Here is a 22,024-nt window from a genome sequence, read left to right as displayed (position 1 = left end):
TGCAAGGTCAGATGGCGTCGGCCAGCTGTGCGGCCTCGGCGATTCGGGCTCGTTGGAGCACCGGATCGGGGATGGGGATGGCTTTCAGGAGAGCCCGTGTGTACGGGTCCTCGGGTGCGTCGAAGATCTGCGCCGTCGGGCCCTTCTCCACGAACACCCCGTTGCGCATCACCGCTACTTCGTCGGCAAGATGACGCACCACCGACAGGTCGTGCGAGACGAACAGATACGCCAGACCGAGCTCCTCCTGCAGATCCTGGAGCAGGTTCAGCACGCCCGCCTGGATCGACACGTCGAGCGCGGACACCGGCTCGTCGAGCACCAGGATCGACGGTTTGAGCGCCAAAGCCCGTGCAATGCCGACACGTTGACGCTGCCCGCCGGAGAACTGGGTGGGATACCGATCGGCGAGCTCGGGACGCATTCCGACGGTGTCCATCAGTTCCCGAACCCGGCGGGTGCGCTCGTCGACCGGCACGCCGTTGATCTTCAACGGCTCGGCGATGATCTCCCCCACCGGCATTCGCGGATCGAGCGAGCCCATCGGGTCCTGGAACACGATCTGGATGTGCGCGCGCAGCTTTCGTTGCTCGGCTCGGCTCAGGCCGTAAGGCTCGACTCCGTTGATTCTGATCGAGCCCTGCTGCGGCTTCACGAACTCCATGATCTCGAGCAGGGTCGTCGACTTGCCGCAGCCCGATTCGCCGACGATCGCCAAGGTGGACCCTGCGTGGACATCGAAGCTGATGCCCTGCACCGCAGGCACTTCCCCCGCCCGACGCCGCAGTACCGAACCCTTGAACATGGGGTAGCTCTTGTGCAGATCGGTCACCGACAACACCGGAGCATCCTTCGGCACGGTCACCACCAATTCGGCCGGTGCCTCCGACCTCGGGGCACCCTCGAACTCCGCCTCCACCGACTCGGCCGTCGCCGCATCGATGCGGACACACGCCGCACTGTGATTCGGGGCAACCTGAATCAGCGGCGGTTCGCCTTCGTCGCAGGCCTCCGTGTGCAACGGGCATCGAGGCCCGAACGGGCAGCCGGTCGGGAGATTCACCAGAGCGGGCGGCGTGCCCTCGATCGGCACCAGACGGTCCTGTGCGGGACGATCCGGGCGAGGGACGGAGCCGAGCAATCCGACGGTGTAGGGCATGGACGGGTGCGCGTACAGCTCGTCCACTGGAGCACTTTCGACGGCTCGCCCGGCGTACATGACCATGGCCCGATCGGCAACGCCGGCAACGACTCCCAGGTCGTGGGTGATGAACACGACGCCCGCTCCGGTCACGTCCCGTGCGGTCCGAAGCAGATCGAGGATCTGCGCCTGGATCGTCACGTCGAGGGCAGTGGTGGGCTCGTCGGCGATGATGAGGTCGGGATCGTTGGCGATGGCCATCGCGATGACGACGCGTTGCCGCATACCGCCGGAGAACTCGTGCGGATACGACTTGGCCCGTGTTCTCGGATCGGCGATGCCGACCAGATCGAGCAATTCCAAGGTCCGCTCCTGGACCTTCACCTTGCTCAGTGACGGATTGTGTACCGAGATCGCCTCGGCTATCTGATCACCGATCCGGTAGATGGGCGTCAGCGCAGTCAATGGGTCCTGCGAGATCATCGCCACCGAACGCCCACGCTCACGGGACATCTCACGGTCGGACAGTCCGAGTAGCTGACGGCCGTTCAGCTCGATGGACCCGGTGACCCGTGCGGTCTGCGGAAGCAACCCCATAACGGCCAGGGACGACACCGACTTACCGGAGCCGGATTCGCCGACGATGGCCATGACCTCGCCCTTGTCGACCTGATAGTCCAGTCCGCGGACCGCGGTGACGCGGCCTTCCTCACTCGGGAAGCTGACTTCGAGTCCGCTGACCTTCAACACCGGCACAGTCTCAGCCACGTGCCTGTCCCCTCGTCGAGTTCGGATCGAATGCGTCGCGCAGGCCGTCGCCGACGAAGTTCGTTGCCAGCACGATCAAGACCAGTGCGCCACAGCAGAACGCGAACAGCCACGGATACGTCAACGCGGACGACGTACCGTCCGCGATTAGTGTGCCGAGCGAGACGTCGGGCCGCTGGACACCGAAACCGAAATAGCTCAGCGACGCCTCACCGATGATGGCGATACCCACGTTGAGCGTGACGTCGACGATGAGGATCGACGCCATCGACGGCAGCACGTGCTTCCCGATGACACTCGTCGGCGTCGCACCCATGTACTTGGCGGCACGGATGAATTCGCGCTCACGCAACGACCGCGTCATCGCACGGATGATGCGGGAGGTGATCATCCACGCGAACGCCGCGAGCAGCAACACCAGGATGAAGAAGCTCTTGTCGCGGAACAGCGGCGAGCAGATAGCGATGACCAGGAAGCTCGGGACGACGAGCAGAACATCGGCGACCCACATCAGCGCGCGGTCGGTCCAACCGCCGAAGTATCCCGCCACCGCGCCAACGACGCCGGCAAGCACCGTGGAAATGAGCGCGACGAGCATGCCGATGATGAGCGACTTCTGCAGTCCACGCAGCGTCTGAGCCAGAACATCCTGCCCGATCTGGTTGGTGCCGAACCAGTGTCGTGTGGTCGGCGGCGAGTTGAGCGCGTACGCGTCGAGTTCCTCGTAGGTGAAGGGAATGAAGTGCGGGAGTACGAATGCGCCGACGAACATCGCGAGCAACACCACGATGCCCACCAACGCAGGCCGGTTGCGCAGGAACCGGCGCAGCACCAAGCGCCTGCGTGTGATCGGAGCCGTCGAGTCGCTCGGGCCCTCGACCGCAGCGATCTCGGGAACCACAGGTGTCGCCATCGCCGATCCTTTCCTTACTCGAAGTGGTGGGTCAGTCCGCGTAACGAACGCGCGGATCCAATGCGGCCGTGAAGATGTCGGTCAACATTCCGGAGACGAGGACCGACAGCGCGGTGAACAGCGAGACCGCGAGCGTGATGTTGATGTCCTGACTGGTGATGCCGTAGATCAGCCAGTCCCCCATGCCGTACCACCCGAAAACTCGCTCGGTGAAGGTCGCGCCGGTGATCACCGCACCCATCCCGAACGCGAAGAGCGTCGCCATCGGGATCAAGGCAGTTCGGAAGCCATGCTTGAAGATCGCGCGGCCGCGGGTGAGGCCCTTGCCGCGGGCCGTACGGATGTAGTCCATGTTCAGTTCGTCGAGCATGGAACTACGCATGTAGCGGCTGTAACCACCGATGGTGAACAACATCAGGACAACGGTCGGCAACAGCAAATGCTGAGCACGGTCGATGATTTCGTTCATCAGACCGGGAGCGAGTGTTGTCGACGTCTCACCGGTGTATTGGAAGAACTGGCTACCGGTGCTCTGATTGACCTGCACAGCAAGGTATTTGAGTACCGGCGCCAGAACCAGGATCGGGGTGCTGATGAGGATGAACGTCACGACAGTCGCGACGTGATCGAAGATCTTGTACTGCCGGACGGCACCGTACGCACCTACGAGTGTTCCCAGTACCGCGCCGAGGACGGTGCCGAGCACCACCAACCGCAGCGAGACGAGAATGCGTCGCCACAACTCGTCGTTGACGGAGCCGGCCGCGATGGTCTGACCGAAGTCACCATGAAGCACAGCCCACAGCCACTTCAGGTAGCGCAACACGGGGTTGTCGTCGAGATGCAGCGCCGCGCGTTTCGCGTCGAGTACAGCGCTCGACGGCGGCGGGTTGCGACTGAGGAGATTGGACAGCGGATCGAACGTGAGCGACGCCAGAAGGTAGGTCAGAAACGTCGCGATGAGCAGCAGGACGACGTAGTTCAGCAACCTCCGCGCAAGATAACCGCCCACGCGCAACCACCTTCCATCGAGCACCACGGCCGTGCCCGATGGCACTGCTCTCGGCATTGTTCACACCGCGTGTTACCTGCTTGTTTCGTTAGCGATGGAAACAGACATTCCACAAGATAGCACCACGAATTCAACTTTCGTTCACGGTAGCGGAAGTACTTCCGGTACATCGGACAATGCGGAACACGCGGTGCCAGAACAAGTCTGAACATCCAGTTTACGAAGGTTCACCTAAATCATTGGTTTCTGGAACGAATTCCCGACATTGCGGACACGGCCGAAAATAGGTGCTATCGACTCACATCGGTAGATTCACAGCCATGCCGACAGCTTCCACATCCGACGGATTCACCTTCGAGCGATACGACGTCACCGACGCCGGATCCATCGCCACGGTCTTCGCGGCCAAGGAACACCGAGCCGGGCTCTACGTTCTGCACTTCGCCGACAACGAGGCCTACGTCGGGTACTCCGACTCGGTCGCGGCACAGTTCATCGCCGACCTCGACGCGTGGACCGACATCGAAGCACTCGACTTCGCAGCCGGGACTGCCGATCAGCTCGAGCAGTTGCGAGATCTCGTGTCGCACCTGACCCGTCTACGTGAACGCCCCTCGGAGCCGGCCTCCCTGGGCGACGTTCCGAGCGCGAAATCTGCGCTGCCGAAGGAAAGGGCCAAGCGGGCGACATTGCTCGACACGTCTGTCGGCAAGGCGCGCAAGCAGTTCTGGGAACTGTCCGACCACATCGCATACCCGGCCATCCGCAGCATCGTGGCCGACTACATCAACTCTTCGATCCCCGACCCGGCGAACACCGCGAAGTACCTGTGGCAGATCGCCGCCCTGTCCGACGAACACGTCGACACCGGGCCTCGGCGCTTGCTGACGCTGACGTGCGGCGGCTTCGAGACGCTGCGCGTCGACGAGATCGTGCACGACGACGACACGATCGAACTCGACCTGCGCATCAACACCAACGTTCCGCGCGACCGGACCGACGAGCAACTCGAGGTCTCCAACGAGACCGTCAGCGCCGGGCGCGGCCCCTACCGGGACGAACGTGTGTGGTCGTGGTCGATCGACCTCGGTGCCTTGCTGGAAGAAGACGTGGACGTCGACCTCGGGATCGACGACGACACGTTCGACGACCTCGCCTACGGCCTCAACGCCAGGCTGATGCGATCCGGCAACTGGACGGGCGCAGCGTCACACAACCACGACTTCGCGGCCGACCTGCTCGCCGAGGCATACCGGCAGCTGTTCGAGACCGAGTGAACGGTCGGCTCTGGTACGTCTCGTACGGGTCGAATCTCCTGCGCGAGAGGTTTTTCAGCTACCTGACGGGATCCGACGAAAGCTCCGAATTCGGTGCGCACCCACCGGCACCCTCGACAGCGTTGCCTGCCGGGGAAAAATGGCTGTGGATCGACTATCCGCTGTACTTCGCCGGAGTCTCGCGGCGCTGGACCGGAGCGTCCGCGTTCGTCTCGACGACGGCAGATGCCGCGAATCGGTCTGTAGCACATGGCTATCTACTCGACGGCGTCCAGTTCGCTCACCTGGCTGCCGTCGAGAACGTCGTCGCGTCCATCGATGTCGGGGCGACGGAGACACTTGCCATCGGACAATGGTCGCAGCTGGCAGTGGATCGCGAAGGTGAGAGCTTCCGTGGGAAATACGATGCACTACTCCGTCTTCCGGACATCGACGGACGACCCGCGTTCACGCTGACAAGTTCGATCGCCCGAGAGCCCGGCGAACCGTCGAGCAGATACCTCTCGACGATCCGGCGCGGATTACTTTCCGCCCCGGAAGATCTCGAGGTGGATGCCTACCTGCAGGCGGCGATCGAACGCTCCGCGGAGATCACTTCAGCGCGTCGAGATTCGTCTTCAACAGCAACACGTTGTAGTCCGACCACCGAGAAGCGGTGAAGTACAGGTCTTTTCCGCTCGACATCGGGTGAATGAACGGCGCATAGATTCCGCCGGCGGTCTGATTGGCATCGAGGATGGTCCTCGGCGCACTCCAGGGCCCCTCGGGATTGTCGGCAGTGCGAGCGACCAATGTGCGAGTGTTCTCGTCCCCGTACATCATCACGTAGCGGCCGAGGTAGTCGTTCCATGCAACCGACATCTCACTGACCGGGCCCTTGACGATCGCAACGGTGTCGCCGATGTTCTTCGACCACTGCTTCGTCGGATCCGGATCCTGCGTCGAATACTCGTACGCGTCGAGGTTCTCGATCTCGCTCGGTGCCACCCGTGAGACGAAGGCATCGCCGAATCGTCCGTTGGGTGTGCCGAACTGATACAGGTACTTGCCGTCTCGACCCAGCACGTAGGCGCTCTGCTGGAACTTGCCCTGGCTTTCGTGGACGTTGGTGAAGCCCGGAATGGTGACACCCTTGTTGACGCGGATCGTCTTGGGGTCGGTCGACCAATTCTGACCGTTGTCAGTGGATTTCGCCGTCGCCGAGTAGTTCGTGATCCAGCGCCCGGGGCTGCCCCAGCTCTGCACCGACATGTAGTTGATGTACTGGGTGTTGCCGATCGCTATGGCCGCCGTGGGAATCGTCGTGTCCTCGACGCTGGGCAGCTTTGCGCTGGAGATGATCTCGGCTGCATAGTTGGGACTACCGGCCCGCACGACGGCACCGGAGGTGTTGTCCGCTGGGTCGGCTGGACCGATCTCGACTCCCTGCGCCAGATTCGTCGACGCCTTGTCCGACCGGAAGAGCGCGTTGCTGCGCCACTGCGCATTTCCGGAGGAGCAGTCTCCGAACGTGTCACCGAACGCCATCAGGATCTGGCCGGCCCCGTTGTCCCAACTGATCCCGAGGTCGGTGCCGGACATCGCGAGGTCGTTGTAGGTGTTGTTCACGCTCTGCGGACCGGTGACCCAGGCGATGCTTTGGGTGTTGCCGGTGATCCGAGGAAGCGGCCCCTGAGGGCCTTGCGGGTTCTTGCCCGACATCCCGGCGCTACCCGACGACCCGAACAGCGGAGACGAGCCCGGCCCACCGAGCCCACCGCACGGTTCGGCCGACACGGTGGGCGCGGTCAGAGCGCTGAGTCCGCTCACTGCCAGTGCCAGGACAGCCCCGACAGCAATCTGCCGACTACGTACACGCATGGACGAACCCACCGTTTCCCGTGTGACCCACGATACTGATGTGACTGATGGGACGAGTGTTACGCAAATCTACTGATCGCGCAACAAATCAGACGTGTCGGTACTTGACAAAACGCCTACGGCGAGAATGACACTCGTGTGATTAGCCGGCAATCATGCGGGCGTGTGTCGTGTCCAATGCGAGAAGCGCACCGCCCTGCACAACGACGGCAGAGCCGTGGCCCAGCGCCTGGTCAGCGGTGATCCGGCCGCCGAACCGAGGCTTTCTCACGGCGATGTGCGCACCGGTCGCGATGTAGAGGACGTCGAGACCGGCATTGATCCACAGCAGCCGGCTCAAGCTCGCGGCAGTCGGAGGCTTCGAGCTCAGCGCGCCCACACCCGCGATCGCCAGATCGATCGCACCCCACCCCGCAGTCTGCTGACCGAACGCCCGCCGGGCAGGCGACGACCCGCGCAACGCCAACACCGTTCCGACGAGCACACTTCCACCGCCCCACATCGCGAGACGACGGCCGAGCCGCTGGGCAACGATGGGCGCTTCGAGTGCTGTCATGGACTCCAGTGTGCCGCGTTCGAGGAAGGAGCCGGTTCGTAACGCGCGGTCGGTTGCGGCCGATCCCATGAGCACTGAGTAGTCGTGCTCGAAACGAACGGAGCCACCATGCCGAAAAAGATCCTCGCCGGAGTCGCGCTGGCGATCGGCGGCGCAGTGCTCGTCGCGCCGACAGCCTCCGCCGCTCCCGACGACAACCCGTTCGGGCCCAAGGACTCCACCTCGAGTTTCGTCAGCGCCTTCGACCCTGCGGCATACGGTGCGGCGAGCACAAAATCGTTGATCGTCAGCCCGTTCGGCACGAGTCGGCAGATCGATTGTTGGTCGTTTCACGCCCGCGGTTCGTGCTCCCAGAACGGCCGGGTCCTGACGGAGACCCGAATCCCGGCCGGATCCTCGGAGTGGGACTACCGGATGCTCTACGTCTACAACCCGTTCTGATGATCGTCGGCCGTGTGCTCTGCGGACTAGCTCTGGTCGTGCTCACCGGTTGTGCCGCAACGAAACCCGAGCCGGGCATCGACGCCGCGGTAAACGTTGCGCCGTCGTCGTTCCCGCCCCCTCCTCCCTCCGTCGCGCCCACAGCCATCCCTACCCAGGAGGAAGCGACCGCCATCTTCCGTACCGTTTTCGACTGGACCGCAGAGCGGTCCGACCGCGCCGACGCGCTCGAAGGCACACTGGAGGAGAACGCAGCGTTGTTCGACAGCGGCGGGGTCATGTCGGACGTGACGTTCGCCCGCGTCGACGCCGTAGCACCCGGACGGGTGGAGGCGAGCGGCACTCCCGTCGGGCGAGTGTCCTCGATCGGTTTCGTTGTCTCCGAGGGCCGTTGGACGCTGGAACGCGCAGCGGCATGCGCACTCACCGGCGCGTGTTGATCGCCGGTTCGATTCACCAGCCGAACGGGTCCGCATCGGACCCGGGCAGCCAACTGTTGCCGGGGCCGACCCATCCTCGTGCCTTGATCATCTTCTTCGCAGCACGCTGATTGCGGCCGATCAGGCGGTCGAGGTACAGGTGACCGGCCAGATGGTCGGACTCGTGCTGCAGACACCGAGCCAGGTAACCGTGGCCCTCGACCGAGACGGGAGCGTTCTCCACATCGACACCGGTCACGCGGGCCCAGTCCGCGCGGCCGGTCGGGTACCGCTCCCCCGGTACCGACAGACACCCTTCACCGTCTCCGGGGTCCGGCATCGTCTCCGGGATCGCCGACGTCTCGAGCACTGGGTTGACCACGTGCCCGCGGTGACGGACCCCGCCGTCCCTGAGGTCGTAGACGAACACTGCACGCGGGTCGCCGACCTGGTTGGCAGCGAGTCCGGCCCCGTGCGCCGCGGTGTTGGTCTCGAACAGGTCCTTCACGAACGCCACCAAATCGGCGTCGAACACGGTGACGAGTTCGGCGACCGTCGTCAGCCGCGGGTCACCGGCAACGAGAATGGGTCGAATCGCCATGCAACGAGGTTACTGTCGAAGCATGGCTCATTCTCGTCGCTCCTCCACTGCGCAGCCCGCCGACAAGGTCTGCGCCTCCTGTGGGCGACGAATCGAGTGGCGCAAGAAGTGGGAGAAGAACTGGAATGACATCAAGTACTGCAGCGATGCGTGCCGGCGACACAAGGTGTGCGCCACCGACAAAGAACTCGAAGACAAGATCCGTTCTCTGCTCGACGCCCGGTCCCGCGACTCCACGATCTGCCCTTCCGACGTCGCACGAGCCCTGTCCGACGACGGTTGGCGGGAGTTGATGGAACCGGTCCGCCGCGCCGCCCGCCGGATGGTCGACGCGGGAGAAGTCGAGATCACCCAGAAGGGATCCGTGGTCGATCCCTCGACTGCGAAGGGCCCAATCCGTATTCGTTGGAAGCGTTGACCGGCGTCGCAGAAACGTGTCGGTGGGTGGGTATAGCTTTCGTGGGGTGAAGACATGGGGGGATGTGTTCGAGCTCGGGGATCAGGAATTGGCCTCCGAGCTCGCCGACGTGTCGTCCCACGAAAACGCTTTGGCTGCAGCGAGATTGGCACTGCTCGCCGAGATCGACCGGCGTGGCCTGGCGATGAAACTCGGGCACTCCTCCGTCACCCGCTGGTACGCGAAGTCGGTGCGCATCACCGACGGATCCGCGGCGCGTCAGATGGAACTCGGGCAATGGCTCACCCAGTGGCCGAGCGTGCTCGACGCCCTCGCAGGTGGTGACATCCACGCCGGCCACGCCTCGGCGATCGCCGACGGCTACGCCACCGTGGTGGTCGCCGACCCCACCCTCGACGAGCAGCGCCGCGACGCCGTCGTCGCGGAACTGCTCGAGACCGCGATGCGCAGCACCGCCGGGCAGGTCAGCTCCCGTGCTCAGGCACTCGCGCATTCTGCGGCAGAGGACGCCCGAGCTCGACACGAGCAGGCCGAGAAGAAACGACTAGAGCAGGAACGAGCGCGCGAGCAAGAGCAGGCGGGCCGAGCCGATGCCAGTGGTTCGAATGATGCCGGTGGCTCCGGTGATGCCGGTGGTTCGGGTGGGCCCGAACCTGCTGGACCCGAGCCTGTTTCGTTGGGGCCGCCGCCGGTACCGATGGCGGAGAACCCGGGTCTGAACCGGTTCGATGTTCACCGGCTGGCCAGTGGCCGCTTCCAGCTCGGTGGCGACGTCGACCGGCTCCTCGCCGAGAAGCTGCTCACCGTGTTGTCGACTTTGACCGCACCGCAACCGGGCCCGGGCGGGGAACGTGACCCGCGGAGTCCGTCGAAACGCCGGGCCGATGCACTCGATCGGATTCACGACCGGCACCTACGCGGTGGCAGCCGCGGGGCGTCGGGTGGGTCGCGGGCGTCGGTGCACCTGATCGTTCCGCTGCGCGACCTGCTCAGCGACCGCACAAACAAGGAAACTGCCAGCGCACCAACGGGTTCGACAACACACGCTACCGGTGCTGACGGCGGCCACCGCGCCAGCGAGAGTGCTGGTGCCCACGGCAACTCACGAACCAGTAATGCCGACGCCGGTCCCGATGGTGGTGCTGACGGCGGTCACCGCGTCAGCGAGAGTGTTGGTATCGACGGCGGTTCACGAACCGAAGACACCGACGCCGGTCCCGATCGAGCCACGGGCCGCGGTCAACGCGCCAGAGGGAGTTCTGGTGCCGGCGACCGTTCATGCACCGGTGACTCTCCCGAGAGTCGTGTCGGTCGCAGCACCGACGGTTGTGACGCTGCCGGTGGTAGTGATGCGAGGGAGAAGTCCGTTCCCGAGCCGGGCGATGCGGACTGGCCGTTCCACCTCGACTGGACCGGCCCGATCAGTCGCTCCCTCGCCGAACTTCTCACTTGCGACGCAGACCTCACCCCGGTGATCGTCGACCACCACGGCGTCCCGCTCGCGCTCGGGCGCACCACCAGACTCGCCACCGACGACCAACGCATCGCCCTGACCATCCGCGACCGATGCTGCGTCATGTGCGGCCGCCCCGCACAGTGGTGCCACGCCCACCACGTGAAGTTCTGGGAACACGGCGGCAGAACCGACCTGAACAACCTCGCGCTGGTCTGCGGCGAATGCCACCGCCTCGTCCACCACGGCCACTGGCAACTGCTCATGGGCGACGACGGACACCCCTACGCCATCCCACCCGAATCCGTCGACCCCACACGCCAACCCATCCCCAGCTACCACCGACGAAAACAACGAGCAGCCTGACGACAGGTCAACCGCGCAGCTCACGCTTGAGCAGTTTTCCGCTCTGATTGCGTGGCAATTCGTCGACGAAGGTGACGGTCTTGGGCACCTTGAACGGCGCTATACGACCTTTCACATAATCGATCAACGCCTGCGACGACAGCGCACTGCCGTCCTTGAGCACGACGACTGCCGTCACCGCTTCGATCCACTTGTCGTCGGGCGTCCCGATCACTGCAACCTCGGCGACCGCCGGATGGGTGTAGATCGCATCCTCCACCTCGCGTGACGCGACGAGAATGCCGCCGGTGTTGATGACGTCCTTGATCCGGTCGACCACGGTGATGAAACCCTCGGCGTCGCGTGTCACCAGGTCGCCTGAATGAAACCACCCATCCGAGAACGCATCTGCCGTCGCCTCCGGCTTGTCCCAGTAGCCGTCGCACAGCTGAGGAGAACGATAGAGAATCTCCCCGGGCTCGCCGTCCGGCACGTCGTTGCCGTCGGCATCGACGACACGGGTCTCGACGAAGAACACCGCACGTCCGCACGACGCCGGCCGTGCCTCGTGCTCCTCGGGCTGCAATACCGTTGCCAGTGGACCGATCTCGGACTGCCCGAAGCAGTTGTAGAACTCGATGTCCGGGTAGCGCTCACGTAGCCGAGTGAGAACGGTGACGGGCATGATCGACGAACCGTACTGCGCCTTCTTCAGCGACGACAGGTCACGCGTGGCCAGGTCGGGGTGATTGGCGAGCGGAACCCACACCGTCGGGGCCAGGAACAGAGACTTGATCTTCTCCTCTTCGATGCGGCGCAGGATCTCCGGAACGTCGGGCCTGCGCATCAAGCGGACCGTGGCACCCACCGACAAATACGGCAGCATGAACACGTGCATCCCAGCCGAGTGATACATCGGCATCACGAGCAGCGGATCGTCGTCCTGGGTGAACCCGAGCGCGATCACGCACGAGACGTACTCCGCGACGAGTGCTCCGTGAGACATCATCGCGCCCTTGGGTTTCGACGTCGTTCCGGAGGTGTAGAGCAACTGAGCGAGGTCGGTCGAATCGGCGGCGGGTTCGAGTTCGGAGCCGTCGCCGTCCGTGCCCAGTACATCGGGCAGGGAAACCACGTGCTCGATCGTCAGGTCTGCACGAACGGAGTCGAGGGTGGCCGTCAAAGCCGGATCCACGAGAACCACGCGGGAGCCCGACTGATCGAGCAAGTACTGCAATTCGTCGCCCACCAGCGCGTAGTTGATCGGAACGTGCACCAATCCGGCTCGCGCGCAGGCGAGAAACGCAACAACGTACGCATCCGAGTTGACGCCGTACGCCGCGACGCGGTCACCCTTGTTCAACCCCAACGCGATCAGTCGTCGGGCGGCGCGGGTGACGGCGGTATCGAGTTCTCCGTAGGTGTGGCTGCGTCCCTCGAAGGTCACGGCGAGACGGTCGGGGAATTTCGCGGCCGACCGCCGCAGGACGCCGTCGACGGTGTTCACTCGTGTTCCGCTGCTCATCACCCGACGTTATAGGACGTCCAAGCATCTCGTCCCGTGTTTGGCTGCCCTTACGGTTCGCGCAGCGTCAGCGGGGCATGCGGCAACGTATGACACTCAAGCAAGCACTCGACAGCCTCGAATCGGCATCGTTCCTCGACGGAGCGAGCAACGCGATCAACGACGTCCTCGAGCCCGCACTCGACGACAGCACCGTCGGCGGCGCGCTCCGCGGACAGTGGATCGGCCACCCCATCCACCCGGCTCTGGTCAACGTCACCATCGGCAGCTGGACCAGCGCCGTTGCTCTGGACCTGCTGAATCACCAGTCGAGAGCAAGCAAGCTTGTGATCTCCATCGGGCTCGTGTCCGCGCCGACCGCCATCGCCACCGGATGGGCCGACTGGTCGACGATGAACACCCGCCAGCGACGAGTCGGGATCATCCACGCGGCCTCCAACGCGACCGGCGTCTTCCTCTTTCTCGGCTCCTACCTACGTCGCCGGAAACAGACCGATGGCATCGCCAAGGCCCTGGCTGCAGCCGGTCTCGCCACAGCGAGCGTCGGCGGTCTCATCGGCGGCCACCTCGCGTACAGCTCGACCGAGCAGAAACCGGCTCCAGCGGGCAAGCACAGCCTTCGCCGCTAGATCAGCAGTTGTTCGGCTCACCGATTTTCACCGCGGACAGCAGAGCATCTCCCTCACCGATCAGCGTCCCTGCGGGCGGATCCTGCGCCACGACAATCCAGTTCGAGTCGTTGACCTGCATCCGACCTTCGCCGGAGGCATCGGCGCTGCGGGAGTAGAAGACCCCGGCTGCCTGGATCGCATTCTGCGCGGACTGCAAATTCATGCATACGACCGGAGGCATGGCAACGAGGACCGGCGCGGCCGGTTCCGATGTGGACGGCTCGGGCGCAGTGGTGTCCGGAAGGACGATCCTGTCGATCGACGTCGGCGCGATCGTCGGTGGGGTTGCCGTTGCCTCGACGGTCACAGTCCGGACTTCGGTGCGGACTTCGGGCTCGGTGGAGTCCCGCGATCCGCAGCCCGCGAGGACGATCGCCGGGAGGGCGAGCACGATGGCCGACCGCACGCGGAAACGACTACTACTGGTCATGAATACCTTTCGACACGACCGATGGCCTGATGCAATCGGCGCCCATGTGAGATCGCCAGACCGGTAAGTCTGTTACTGCGGAAGCATGAACGGCATTTCCGTACGGCGTACGGTAGACTGCGTCGGCCCCGGACGAACCAGCGTCGGGGGCGGCGAAAGGCGACCTCAGCGCACATGACCCAGGCCCAGCCGACCACCCCAGCCCAGCCATCCAGCAACGAACTGTCCACGATCATCGTTCGCGGAGCACGCGAGAACAATCTCCGCGACGTGGACCTCGACCTGCCCAAGCGCTCGCTCGTCGTCTTCGCGGGCGTCTCCGGGTCGGGGAAGTCGTCACTCGTGTTCGACACCATCGCTGCCGAAGCTCAACGGCAGATCAATTCCACGTTCACCGCGTTCGCCCAGACCTTCCTGCCGTCCTACGGTCGCCCCGACGCCGATCTGATCGCGAACCTGTCGGCAGTCGTGATCGTCGACCAGAAGCGCCTGTTCGGTGGCCCGCGGTCGACGGTCGGCACCATCACCGACATCGGCGACTGGCTGCGCATGCTCTGGTCCCGCGGCGTCACCCCGACGATCGGGTTCGCGAACGCGTTCTCGTTCAACGATCCGGCCGGCATGTGCCTCGAGTGCGAAGGGCTCGGGGAGGCGAAGGTCGTGGACATCGGCGAACTGGTGGACGAGTCGAAGTCCCTGCGCGAGGGGCCGTTCCGCCACCCGGACTTCGAGGTCGGCAAATGGCCGTATCGGGTGTTCGCCGACTCGGGCCTGTTCGATCTCGACGTCCCGATCGAGCAGTACTCCGCCCGCGAGCGCCACATCTTCTTCGACGCCAAGCCCGGCGAGGTCGAAGTGCTGAACCCCGACGCCGTCATGAAGAGCTACGAGGGGATCGTGTCCCGGTTCCGGCGCAGCTACCTGACCAAGGACGCCGATGCCCTCAAGGGCAAAGCCAAGCTCGCGTTCGAGCGCATCGTCACGCGCGGCGTCTGCGAGTCCTGCGGCGGCTCCCGCTACAACGAGGCCATCCGCGGCGCGACCCTCCAGGGCCTGTCTCTGCCCGACGCGTTCGCGATGCAGGTGTCCGAACTCGCCGACCGCATCGACGGGTGGCAGATCAGCGGCTTGGGCACTGTCACCGCCGAAATCGTCACGCAGCTGCGAAGACTCGTCGATCTCGGTCTCGGCTACCTCAGCCTGGACCGGGCGACGTCGTCGCTGTCGGGCGGTGAATCCCAGCGCATCAAGATGGTGCGACACCTCGGCGCCACCCTCAACGACATGCTCTACGTGTTCGACGAGCCGACCACAGGCCTCCACCCCCGCGACGTCCACCGCCTCGACGACATGTTGCTCGCGCTGCGCGACAAGGGCAACACCGTCCTCGTCGTCGAGCACGACCCCGAGGTCATGGCGATCGCCGATCGGATCGTCGAGATCGGCCCGGGCGCCGGAAAAGCCGGTGGCACAGTCGTGTTCGAGGGAACCTACGACCAACTCCGCAGCGCCGACACCAGGACCGGTGCCGCGTTGCGGCGCGAGGGCGTCGAATTGCGCACTCCCCGTACCCCTTCGGGTTGGCTGAGCATCACCGGAGCAAACACCCACAATCTGCGCGACGTCAGCGTCGACGTCCCGCTCGGAGTCCTGACCGCCGTCACCGGGGTCGCCGGTTCCGGCAAATCCAGCCTCATCCACGGCCACCTCCGGGAGGCAGCGCCGGACGCCGTCATCATCGACCAGGCACCCATCCGCGGTTCGCGCCGCTCCTCCCCCGCGACGTACACCGGTCTGCTCGACCCGATCCGCGCATACTTCGCCAAGAAGACCGGCCAGCCGCCGTCTCTGTTCTCGCCCAACTCCGACGGCGCGTGCCCCGACTGCCAGGGCAGCGGCGTCATCTTCACCGATCTCGGGTTCACCGACCCGGTGACGAGCACCTGCGAGACGTGCCAGGGCAGGCGTTTTCGGTCGGGTGCGATCCGGCATACCGTCGACGGCGTCAGCATCGCCGACATCTTCGAGATGTCCGTCGAGGACGCGCAGGACTTCTTCGAGGTCAAGAAGATCCGTGACATCCTCCGCCGGTGCCGGGATGTCGGGCTCGGCTACCTCTCGCTCGGCCAGAACCTGTCGTCGCTCTCCGGCGGCGAGCGGCAACGGCTCAAGCTCGCCACCGAACTGGTCGGGTCGTCGCCGGTGCTGGTACTCGACGAGCCGACGACCGGTCTGCACCCATCGGACGTGTCGAACCTGATCGCGTTGCTGTCCGGGATGGTCGACGAGGGCAGGTCGGTGATCGTCATCGAACACAACCTCGACGTCATCGCCGCGGCCGACTGGGTCATCGACCTCGGCCCCGACGGCGGACACAACGGCGGACTGATCACCTTCACCGGAACCGTCGACGAGTTGGTGGTCTCCGACACCCACACCGGCACGTACCTGGCACGGAGCCTCGCTCGCTGACCGCGACCCGATAGTGTTGGCGCTCCACGAGGTACCGGAAACACAGGAGTGGCAGTGCAGCGTCGATCGGCACGAATGATCTCAGCCGGGTTCGCGGTCATCGCGCTGGTCGCGACCGGATGCGGCAGCACGACCACGGACTCCCCGCCGACCGCTTCCTCCACCACGGCGTCGAGCGGGGAGTTCCCGAGGACGATCGCATCGGGCTCGGACGGCGAGACCGTCACCATCGACGCGATGCCCCGTTCGATCGTTTCTCTGAGCCCGACGGCGACAGAGACCCTGTACGCCGTCGGAGCGGGTGAGCAGGTGGCGGCCGTCGACGATCAGTCGGACTATCCCGCCGATGCCCCGAAGACCGGGCTGTCTGCGTTCACGCCGAGCCTCGAGGCGATCGTCGCGTACGACCCCGATCTGGTGATCACCTCCACCGACCTCGGCCTGGTGACGTCCACCCTGGCCGAGGCAGGCATTCCGACGCTGCTGGTCCCGGCCGCGACGAGCCTCGACGACGCGTACTCGCAGATCGAACAAGTGGCAGACGCGACCGGGCACGAGGCCGAAGGTGATGCGGTGGTCGCGCAGATGCGTGACCGCATCGATGCTGCCGTCGCGAGCGTGCCGACACGCGATCAGCCGTTGACGTACTTCCACGAACTCGACGACACCCTGTACACCGTGAGCAGCCAGAGCTTCGTCGGCCAGATCTACGGATTGTTCGGTCTGCAGAGCATCGCCGACGGATCCGGGGCTGGTGATTACCCGCAGCTGTCCGCCGAGTCGGTGATCACCGCCAATCCCGATATCGTGTTCCTCGCCGACGCACAGTGCTGTGGAGTCACAGCCGAATCGGTCGCGGCTCGACCGGGGTGGGGTTCGATGACCGCCGTCCGAGATGGCAGGATTTTCCCGATGGACGAGGACCTGTCGAGTAGATGGGGGCCACGGATCGCGGACCAGGTGGAAGCCGTCGCCGCCGTGGTGCAGCAGATTCCCGAGTGAACTCGGCGGGTGACCGGACACCGCGACCACCCGCCGCGCTCTACACGATGCTGTCGCGGTGCATGGCCTCGATCTCGTCGGCGCTGCACCCTATTTCGGTGAGCACCTGGTCGGTGTCGGCACCGTGCTTGCGGCCGGTGTATCTGATCCGGCCGGGACTGCCACCCATCCGCCACATGACGTTCTGCATGCGCACGGGGCCGAGGTCGTCGTCCTCGACGGTCGTCACCATCTCGATGGCGTTCACCTGCGGATCGGACAACAGGTCACTCGGCTTGTAGACGGGAGCGACTGCCGCTCCTGCCTTTTCGAACTCGTCGATCACCACGTCCTTGGTCCGCTCGGCAATCCAGCCGCCGACGTACTCGTCCAGAAGGTCGGCGTGGGCGGCGCGCTGACGCCCGGTGGCGAACCACGGTTCGTCCAGCACCTCGGGGTGACCCACCAGCACCAGCACACGTTCGGCTATCGAGTTGGCGCTCGTGGAGATCGCCAACCAATGCCCGTCTGCGGTCTTGTACAGATTGCGGGGCGCGTTGTTGCTCGACCGGTTCCCTGTTCGCTCCTGATCGATGCCCAGTTGATCGGCATAGATGACGCCCGGCCCGACCGCAGCCATGATGGGGCTCAACAGATCCAGGTCGATCTGCTGCCCCTTGCCGCCGTTGTTGGTGCGGTGCAGTAGAGCCATCGACACGGCCGACGAGCCCGCGATCCCGGCAAGGGAATCGGCCAAGCCGAACGCCGGAAGCGTCGGCGGCCCATCGGCTTCGCCGGTCAGGTGCGCGAAACCACTCATCGATTCGACGAGCGTTCCGAAGGCCGGCCTGGTCGCGTACGGTCCGGTCTGGCCGAAGCCGGTGACACGCAACAGGATCAGACCAGGGTTGAGCTCGGAGAGAACGTCGTATCCCAGCCCCCAGCGTTCGAGGGTTCCCGGCCGAAAGTTCTCGACCACCACGTCGGCTTCTGCGGCCAGGCGTCGGAATACGGCTCCGCCTCGGGAGTTTCCGAGATCGAGGGTAACCGTGCGCTTGTTCCGCCCGATCATCGTCCACCACAGCGGGTGACCGTCCTTGTCCAAGCCGTGCCCGCGCATACCGTCGGGCTTGGTGGGGTGCTCGATCTTGATGACCTCTGCCCCGAAGTCGCCGAGGATCTGCGCGACGAGGGGGCCTGCGAGAATCGTCGAGATGTCGAGTACCTTGATGCCCTCCAGTGGCCCCGTCACAGGTACGGGCGGTGCAGGTAGCGGCCGGCGGGCGCACCGGCGACGGCACCGTCGGCGAGTACCCGCTGACCACGGACGAACGTGTCGGTCACCTTGGCACCGAGCTCGAATCCCTCGAATGGTGTGTACTCCTGCGCCGACTCGGAATCCTCCGGACGGACGGTCCAGGTGTGGTCCGGGTCGATCAGGGCGATATCTGCGTCCATCCCGACGGCGATGTCGCCCTTGCCCGGTAGGCCGTAGCGTCGGGCCGGGTTGAGCGAAGTGAGCTCGGCGATACGCCGCCAGCTCAGGCCGCGCTTGCGTCCTTCGCTGACCAGCCCTGGAAGCAGATACTCGGCACCCCCGAAGCCGGACTTCGCGGCGAAGATGTCGCCGCGGTCCTCGGCGAACTTCTTCTCGTCCTTGCAGCACGCATGATCGCTGACGACCCAGTCGATGTCACCTGCGAGCAGGTGCTCCCACAGCGCTTCGACGTCGTCGCGCGGACGCAGCGGCGGGTTGACCTTGCCGCCGAGACCGTATGCGGTGTCGATATCGGCCAACAGGTGCCCGATCGTGACCTCACGGCGGAAGTTGACGTGCGGGAACGCCTTTGCCATCCGCATCGCCGCAGTCAACGCCTTGCGCGAGGACAGGTGCAGCAGGTTGATGTTGGGCAGCTGCGTCTCGTCGGCCAGGAACGACGCGATGGTGACGGCGAGGCCCTCCGAGTGCGGTGGCCGTGACGCGCTGTACGCAGCCAGGCCCTCGAGGGTGCCTTCTTCTTCGACGATCTTGGTGTACGCGCTCATGATCTCGGCGGTCTCACAGTGCAGCGACAGCGAGATGTGATCGGCCTTGTCGCCCATCTGCTCTCGGGCAGCCTGGATGCCGCGCATGACGAACTCGAAGTGCGCCAGGTCGTAGCGCTCCCCCTCTGGAGTCATGAGGAATTCGCTCTGATCGGTCGACCGGCCGTGGAGCCCGTGGCTGCCGTAGAACATGAAGATCTTGAACGAGGTGACGCCGTGATCGGCAATCAGCGAGGGGATTTCGTCGATGTGTTCTTTGGACATCGGCGCGAGGTGGTACGCGTAGTCCACGTACGGGCGCCCCTCGGTGGCGTCGAGAACCTTCGGGAACACGTCGGCGTAGGAACCACCCGTGTTCATGTAGTACTGGCCAGTCCGCATGTAGGACAGTGAGGTGGTCACGCCGCCCTGGACACACGCCCGCGACTCGGTCTCGGCATCGTCGCCGAGCGAGTTGTAGATACCCCAGTGCTGGTGTGCGTCCACCACACCGGGGAATGCGACCTTGCCGGCAGCGTCGATGACGGTCTCTGCGGATCCTGCATCGATGTTCGCCTCAATACGGGTGAACTTGCCGTCTTCGATCAGCAGATCCAGAAACTCACCCTCGTCGGGGGCGTCGGATCCTGGCCGGACTACGCGCGCATTGGTGATCAAAAGCGTTGACATGATGGTCCTTTCGAATTTCTTCACTAGAGTTCGTTGATTCTGAGTGAGCTTGCCGCGAGGTAGGCCAGTCCGAGTGCCGGGAGCAATCCGTTACCGGCGAGGTACCCGGCAGCACCGTGGCCGGAGATGCCCATCGCGGCACCGCCCGAGGCGAACAGGCCGGTGATCGCCGAGCCGTCGGTTCGTAGAACACGTGCGTTCTGGTCCACGACGAGCCCGCCCTGCGTATGGAACAAGGCGGGCACGATCTTGATGGCTGCATACGGACCGGTGAGCGTGTGCTCGAATGAGCTGCGGCCGAACGGATCCGAGGCCTCTCCCGAGGCATACCTTTGCACAGCGGTGAGTTCCTCCACCACCGCCGCAGGTGGGAGCCCCGTTGCGGCCGCCAGGCCGTCCATATCGTCAGCCCATACTGCCGCACCCGAGTCGACGGTCTGTTGGAAGTCCTTGAACGACAAGCACTTGTCGTAGATCGCCCGGTCGATGACGACCCAGCCCTCGGATCCGGGTCTGGCGGCCAGAATGGCCGCGTACTCCGAGTAACCTGTCGTCTCGTCACCGAACCGGCGTCCGGAGGTGTCGAGCACGATGCCGCCGTGCATCACCGTCGCCCATCCGACGAGCGTCGTGGCCTGCTTGGACAGTGCAGCATGCCCCTGGTAGGCATCGAGATACGCCGACTCGGCACCGAGACGACGGCCGATGGTGAGTGCATCGCCCGCGGAGTGCTCGCTGCCGTGATACCTCGCAGCGGCGATCTCCGGTACGTGCTCCGCCACCATGGCCGCGTTGGCACCGTAGCCGTTGGTGGCCAACAGAACTGCACGGGTAGGAACGCCGTCGACGCTGCCGTCGGGCATCGTGATCGTCACTCCGTCGACAACCCCGTCGGAATCGACTGACACGTCGGTCAGTCGCGCGGGTGTCAACATATCGATGCGCGGCTCGTCGGCGACCGCTCGCGCGAGGTGCTCGAGCATCCCACTACCGTGGCGGCCTTCGACTGTGTGACAACGCAATTGCGAGTGCCCCGGGTACGAGAAGTCGGTCACGAGAGAGAGCGGCAGTCGGACGTGATCGGCGAGCCACTCGACCAAAGTGGCACTGACTTCGGCGAGCGCCGACGCCAGCCGATGGTCTGCACTGCCTTTCGTCTTGCGCATCACGTCGTCGAGGAACTGCTGCGGCGAGTCCTCGATTCCGGCCTCCCGCTGCCATCGTGACCCCGCGCCGGGAATCATCGCGGTCGACATCGCGGTGTTGTTGCCTCGCTTGAAGTGCGCACTGGCCTCGACGACCAGCACGTCGAGGCCGAGCTCGGCGGCGCGGAGCGCAGCAACGAGGCCGCCGCCCGCGCCGGCCACGATCAGGTCCGGGCCGTCCTCGCTCATGCGGACACCTGCAGTTCGGATCGCAGACCCAGTAGCCGTAGCGCAGTGGCGGTCGGGTCCACCACTTGCGGCGACGCGGGTGGATCGACGAGATCGACGGCCGAGCACGCATTGATTGCGATGGTGCACCGGAGCTTCCTCGCGTGCTCCGAGACCGCTCTCCCCCAGGCCCGGGTGTCGGCGATATCGTGCACACCGAGCCCGAGTACCTGGGTTGCCTCGGCGACGACCCCGTAGAACGCGAGCCGGCGATCCATCTCCGCAGCGATCACGTCGTTGCGGGCGAGCGCGCCGATTCGATGCCCCTGGGACGCGTAGAACGATGCCGTCAGCCGGGTCAGGCCGTAGAGGGGCCGGATGAACGAGTCCGCCTCTTCGGCACAGGGATCGAGCACGCAGTCGGGCAGAAACCCATCCGCTTCCGTGTCGTGCACGGACCGAAATGCAGCAGACAGCACCTCCTCCGACCGTCTGACGTCACGTTCGGTGTCCAGTGCACTCGGCGCGTCGGACCCGATGTTGCGGAGCTCGACGGTGATCCCTGCGGGAGAAAGGTGGTCGTACCGACCCTGGCGCCGCTGCAATTCTGCCGCGTCGACGTCGATCGGGGTGAAGGCCAAGAGATGCATGTG

Annotated in this window: 21 protein-coding genes and 1 pseudogene; 10 read left to right on the top strand and 12 right to left on the bottom strand. The window is 64.9% G+C overall.

Annotated elements, in window-relative coordinates; all coding sequences use genetic code 11:
• Positions 1 to 7 precede the first annotated feature (7 nt).
• From CH276_RS12910 to CH276_RS12900, 3 genes are read right to left on the bottom strand one after another with little or no spacing between them, the layout of a single operon-like run.
• Complete coding sequence (locus CH276_RS12910) at positions 8 to 1,909, bottom strand: ABC transporter ATP-binding protein (protein WP_094630829.1); 1,902 nt, start codon at positions 1,907 to 1,909, stop codon at positions 8 to 10.
• Positions 1,902 to 2,822, bottom strand: a complete 921-nt coding sequence (locus tag CH276_RS12905) for an ABC transporter permease (protein WP_045199361.1) — start codon at positions 2,820 to 2,822, stop codon at positions 1,902 to 1,904. The genes CH276_RS12910 and CH276_RS12905 overlap by 8 nt, the downstream gene beginning before the upstream one ends.
• A gap of 31 nt (positions 2,823 to 2,853) precedes the next feature.
• Positions 2,854 to 3,834 carry an ABC transporter permease gene (locus tag CH276_RS12900; protein ID WP_032394960.1) on the bottom strand — a complete coding sequence of 327 codons (981 nt, stop codon included), beginning with the start codon at positions 3,832 to 3,834 and terminating at the stop codon, positions 2,854 to 2,856.
• Between the two features lie 320 nt (positions 3,835 to 4,154).
• On the opposite strand from CH276_RS12900, the gene CH276_RS29005 reads away from it, so the two are divergent.
• Both CH276_RS29005 and CH276_RS12890 read left to right on the top strand, forming a co-directional pair.
• Positions 4,155 to 5,111 carry a hypothetical protein gene (locus tag CH276_RS29005; protein WP_254924238.1) on the top strand — a complete coding sequence of 319 codons (957 nt, stop codon included), beginning with the start codon at positions 4,155 to 4,157 and terminating at the stop codon, positions 5,109 to 5,111.
• Positions 5,108 to 5,770, top strand: a complete 663-nt coding sequence (locus CH276_RS12890) for a hypothetical protein (protein ID WP_094630830.1) — start codon at positions 5,108 to 5,110, stop codon at positions 5,768 to 5,770. The genes CH276_RS29005 and CH276_RS12890 overlap by 4 nt, the downstream gene beginning before the upstream one ends.
• On the opposite strand, the gene CH276_RS12885 is transcribed toward CH276_RS12890, so the two are convergent.
• Positions 5,703 to 6,971, bottom strand: a complete 1,269-nt coding sequence (locus CH276_RS12885; RefSeq protein ID WP_094630884.1) for a DUF4185 domain-containing protein — start codon at positions 6,969 to 6,971, stop codon at positions 5,703 to 5,705. The two genes, CH276_RS12890 and CH276_RS12885, sit on opposite strands and share 68 nt — an antisense overlap.
• Before the next feature lie 142 nt (positions 6,972 to 7,113).
• Positions 7,114 to 7,596 (bottom strand): DUF6992 family protein, encoded by a 483-nt coding sequence (locus tag CH276_RS12880; RefSeq protein ID WP_217901400.1) that lies wholly within the window; start codon positions 7,594 to 7,596, stop codon positions 7,114 to 7,116.
• 39 nt (positions 7,597 to 7,635) lie between these two features.
• Here CH276_RS12880 and CH276_RS12875 point away from each other — a divergent pair, with 39 nt between their 5' ends.
• Both CH276_RS12875 and CH276_RS12870 read left to right on the top strand, forming a co-directional pair.
• Positions 7,636 to 7,968 carry a hypothetical protein gene (locus tag CH276_RS12875; RefSeq protein ID WP_094630887.1) on the top strand — a complete coding sequence of 111 codons (333 nt, stop codon included), beginning with the start codon at positions 7,636 to 7,638 and terminating at the stop codon, positions 7,966 to 7,968.
• On the top strand, positions 7,968 to 8,408 hold the full coding sequence (locus tag CH276_RS12870; RefSeq protein WP_094630832.1) for a hypothetical protein: 441 nt from the start codon (positions 7,968 to 7,970) through the stop codon (positions 8,406 to 8,408). Before CH276_RS12875 ends, CH276_RS12870 begins: the two co-directional genes overlap by 1 nt.
• A 13-nt stretch (positions 8,409 to 8,421) precedes the next feature.
• On the opposite strand, the gene CH276_RS12865 is transcribed toward CH276_RS12870, so the two are convergent.
• Positions 8,422 to 8,988 carry a peptide deformylase gene (locus CH276_RS12865; RefSeq protein ID WP_094630834.1) on the bottom strand — a complete coding sequence of 189 codons (567 nt, stop codon included), beginning with the start codon at positions 8,986 to 8,988 and terminating at the stop codon, positions 8,422 to 8,424.
• Here CH276_RS12865 and CH276_RS29000 point away from each other — a divergent pair.
• The 3 genes and pseudogenes from CH276_RS29000 to CH276_RS28990 all read left to right on the top strand — a co-directional run.
• Positions 8,972 to 9,139, top strand: a pseudogene (locus tag CH276_RS29000) (DUF2256 domain-containing protein); the annotation flags it as partial. The gene CH276_RS12865 and the pseudogene CH276_RS29000 overlap by 17 nt on opposite strands.
• Positions 9,140 to 9,154: 15 nt before the next feature.
• On the top strand, positions 9,155 to 9,406 hold the full coding sequence (locus CH276_RS28995; protein ID WP_254924240.1) for a DUF3253 domain-containing protein: 252 nt from the start codon (positions 9,155 to 9,157) through the stop codon (positions 9,404 to 9,406).
• 46 nt (positions 9,407 to 9,452) lie between these two features.
• Positions 9,453 to 11,225, top strand: a complete 1,773-nt coding sequence (locus CH276_RS28990; protein WP_254925920.1) for a DUF222 domain-containing protein — start codon at positions 9,453 to 9,455, stop codon at positions 11,223 to 11,225.
• Between the two features lie 7 nt (positions 11,226 to 11,232).
• On the opposite strand, the gene CH276_RS12845 is transcribed toward CH276_RS28990, so the two are convergent.
• The gene (locus CH276_RS12845) at positions 11,233 to 12,729 is read right to left on the bottom strand and encodes an acyl-CoA synthetase (RefSeq protein WP_094629314.1); all 1,497 of its coding nucleotides are present in this window, start codon (positions 12,727 to 12,729) and stop codon (positions 11,233 to 11,235) included.
• Positions 12,730 to 12,818: 89 nt separating this feature from the next.
• On the opposite strand from CH276_RS12845, the gene CH276_RS12840 reads away from it, so the two are divergent.
• Positions 12,819 to 13,358, top strand: coding sequence for a DUF2231 domain-containing protein (locus CH276_RS12840; RefSeq protein WP_094629315.1), 540 nt, complete (start codon positions 12,819 to 12,821; stop codon positions 13,356 to 13,358).
• Position 13,359: 1 nt separating this feature from the next.
• Here CH276_RS12840 and CH276_RS28985 read toward each other — a convergent pair whose 3' ends face one another.
• A complete protein-coding gene (locus CH276_RS28985) occupies positions 13,360 to 13,830 on the bottom strand; it encodes a PASTA domain-containing protein (protein WP_254923921.1) in 471 nt (156 codons plus the stop codon).
• A gap of 174 nt (positions 13,831 to 14,004) precedes the next feature.
• Here CH276_RS28985 and CH276_RS12830 point away from each other — a divergent pair, with 174 nt between their 5' ends.
• Together CH276_RS12830 and CH276_RS12825 are read left to right on the top strand one after the other, a co-directional pair.
• The gene (locus tag CH276_RS12830) at positions 14,005 to 16,302 is read left to right on the top strand and encodes an ATP-binding cassette domain-containing protein (RefSeq protein WP_094629316.1); all 2,298 of its coding nucleotides are present in this window, start codon (positions 14,005 to 14,007) and stop codon (positions 16,300 to 16,302) included.
• A gap of 75 nt (positions 16,303 to 16,377) precedes the next feature.
• Positions 16,378 to 17,304: an ABC transporter substrate-binding protein gene (locus tag CH276_RS12825; protein WP_094629317.1), complete on the top strand. Its 927-nt coding sequence runs from the start codon at positions 16,378 to 16,380 to the stop codon at positions 17,302 to 17,304.
• Positions 17,305 to 17,344: 40 nt separating this feature from the next.
• Here CH276_RS12825 and CH276_RS12820 read toward each other — a convergent pair whose 3' ends face one another.
• The 4 genes from CH276_RS12820 to CH276_RS12805 are packed head-to-tail and all read right to left on the bottom strand — an operon-like array spanning position 17,345 to position 22,021.
• Positions 17,345 to 18,535, bottom strand: a complete 1,191-nt coding sequence (locus tag CH276_RS12820) for a CaiB/BaiF CoA transferase family protein (RefSeq protein WP_094629318.1) — start codon at positions 18,533 to 18,535, stop codon at positions 17,345 to 17,347.
• Positions 18,532 to 19,998 carry a dihydroorotase gene (locus CH276_RS12815; RefSeq protein ID WP_094629347.1) on the bottom strand — a complete coding sequence of 489 codons (1,467 nt, stop codon included), beginning with the start codon at positions 19,996 to 19,998 and terminating at the stop codon, positions 18,532 to 18,534. Before CH276_RS12815 ends, CH276_RS12820 begins: the two co-directional genes overlap by 4 nt.
• 23 nt (positions 19,999 to 20,021) lie before the next feature.
• Entirely contained in the window at positions 20,022 to 21,392 is a 1,371-nt protein-coding gene (locus CH276_RS12810) for an FAD-dependent oxidoreductase (protein WP_094689112.1), read from the bottom strand.
• Positions 21,389 to 22,021, bottom strand: coding sequence for a hypothetical protein (locus CH276_RS12805; protein ID WP_094629320.1), 633 nt, complete (start codon positions 22,019 to 22,021; stop codon positions 21,389 to 21,391). The genes CH276_RS12810 and CH276_RS12805 overlap by 4 nt, the downstream gene beginning before the upstream one ends.
• Positions 22,022 to 22,024: the final 3 nt, after the last annotated feature.

Source organism: Rhodococcus sp. 06-470-2 (assembly GCF_002258235.1).
Classification (GTDB): domain Bacteria; phylum Actinomycetota; class Actinomycetes; order Mycobacteriales; family Mycobacteriaceae; genus Rhodococcoides.
This window is presented reverse-complemented; position numbering and strand designations above follow the sequence as displayed.

What these genes read in the sequence shown, in the direction of transcription:
- CH276_RS12905 (WP_045199361.1), bottom strand. Translation starts at nt 2,822, where the DNA reads ATGGCGACACCTGTGGTTCCCGAGATCGCTGCGGTCGAGGGCCCGAGC.
- CH276_RS29005 (WP_254924238.1), top strand. Translation starts at nt 4,155, where the DNA reads ATGCCGACAGCTTCCACATCCGACGGATTCACCTTCGAGCGATACGAC.
- CH276_RS12885 (WP_094630884.1), bottom strand. Translation starts at nt 6,971, where the DNA reads ATGCGTGTACGTAGTCGGCAGATTGCTGTCGGGGCTGTCCTGGCACTG.
- CH276_RS12880 (WP_217901400.1), bottom strand. Translation starts at nt 7,596, where the DNA reads ATGGGATCGGCCGCAACCGACCGCGCGTTACGAACCGGCTCCTTCCTC.
- CH276_RS12875 (WP_094630887.1), top strand. Translation starts at nt 7,636, where the DNA reads ATGCCGAAAAAGATCCTCGCCGGAGTCGCGCTGGCGATCGGCGGCGCA.
- CH276_RS12870 (WP_094630832.1), top strand. Translation starts at nt 7,968, where the DNA reads ATGATCGTCGGCCGTGTGCTCTGCGGACTAGCTCTGGTCGTGCTCACC.
- CH276_RS12865 (WP_094630834.1), bottom strand. Translation starts at nt 8,988, where the DNA reads ATGGCGATTCGACCCATTCTCGTTGCCGGTGACCCGCGGCTGACGACG.
- CH276_RS12845 (WP_094629314.1), bottom strand. Translation starts at nt 12,729, where the DNA reads ATGAGCAGCGGAACACGAGTGAACACCGTCGACGGCGTCCTGCGGCGG.
- CH276_RS12840 (WP_094629315.1), top strand. Translation starts at nt 12,819, where the DNA reads ATGACACTCAAGCAAGCACTCGACAGCCTCGAATCGGCATCGTTCCTC.
- CH276_RS28985 (WP_254923921.1), bottom strand. Translation starts at nt 13,830, where the DNA reads ATGACCAGTAGTAGTCGTTTCCGCGTGCGGTCGGCCATCGTGCTCGCC.
- CH276_RS12830 (WP_094629316.1), top strand. Translation starts at nt 14,005, where the DNA reads ATGACCCAGGCCCAGCCGACCACCCCAGCCCAGCCATCCAGCAACGAA.
- CH276_RS12825 (WP_094629317.1), top strand. Translation starts at nt 16,378, where the DNA reads ATGATCTCAGCCGGGTTCGCGGTCATCGCGCTGGTCGCGACCGGATGC.
- CH276_RS12815 (WP_094629347.1), bottom strand. Translation starts at nt 19,998, where the DNA reads ATGTCAACGCTTTTGATCACCAATGCGCGCGTAGTCCGGCCAGGATCC.
- CH276_RS12810 (WP_094689112.1), bottom strand. Translation starts at nt 21,392, where the DNA reads ATGAGCGAGGACGGCCCGGACCTGATCGTGGCCGGCGCGGGCGGCGGC.
- CH276_RS12805 (WP_094629320.1), bottom strand. Translation starts at nt 22,021, where the DNA reads ATGCATCTCTTGGCCTTCACCCCGATCGACGTCGACGCGGCAGAATTG.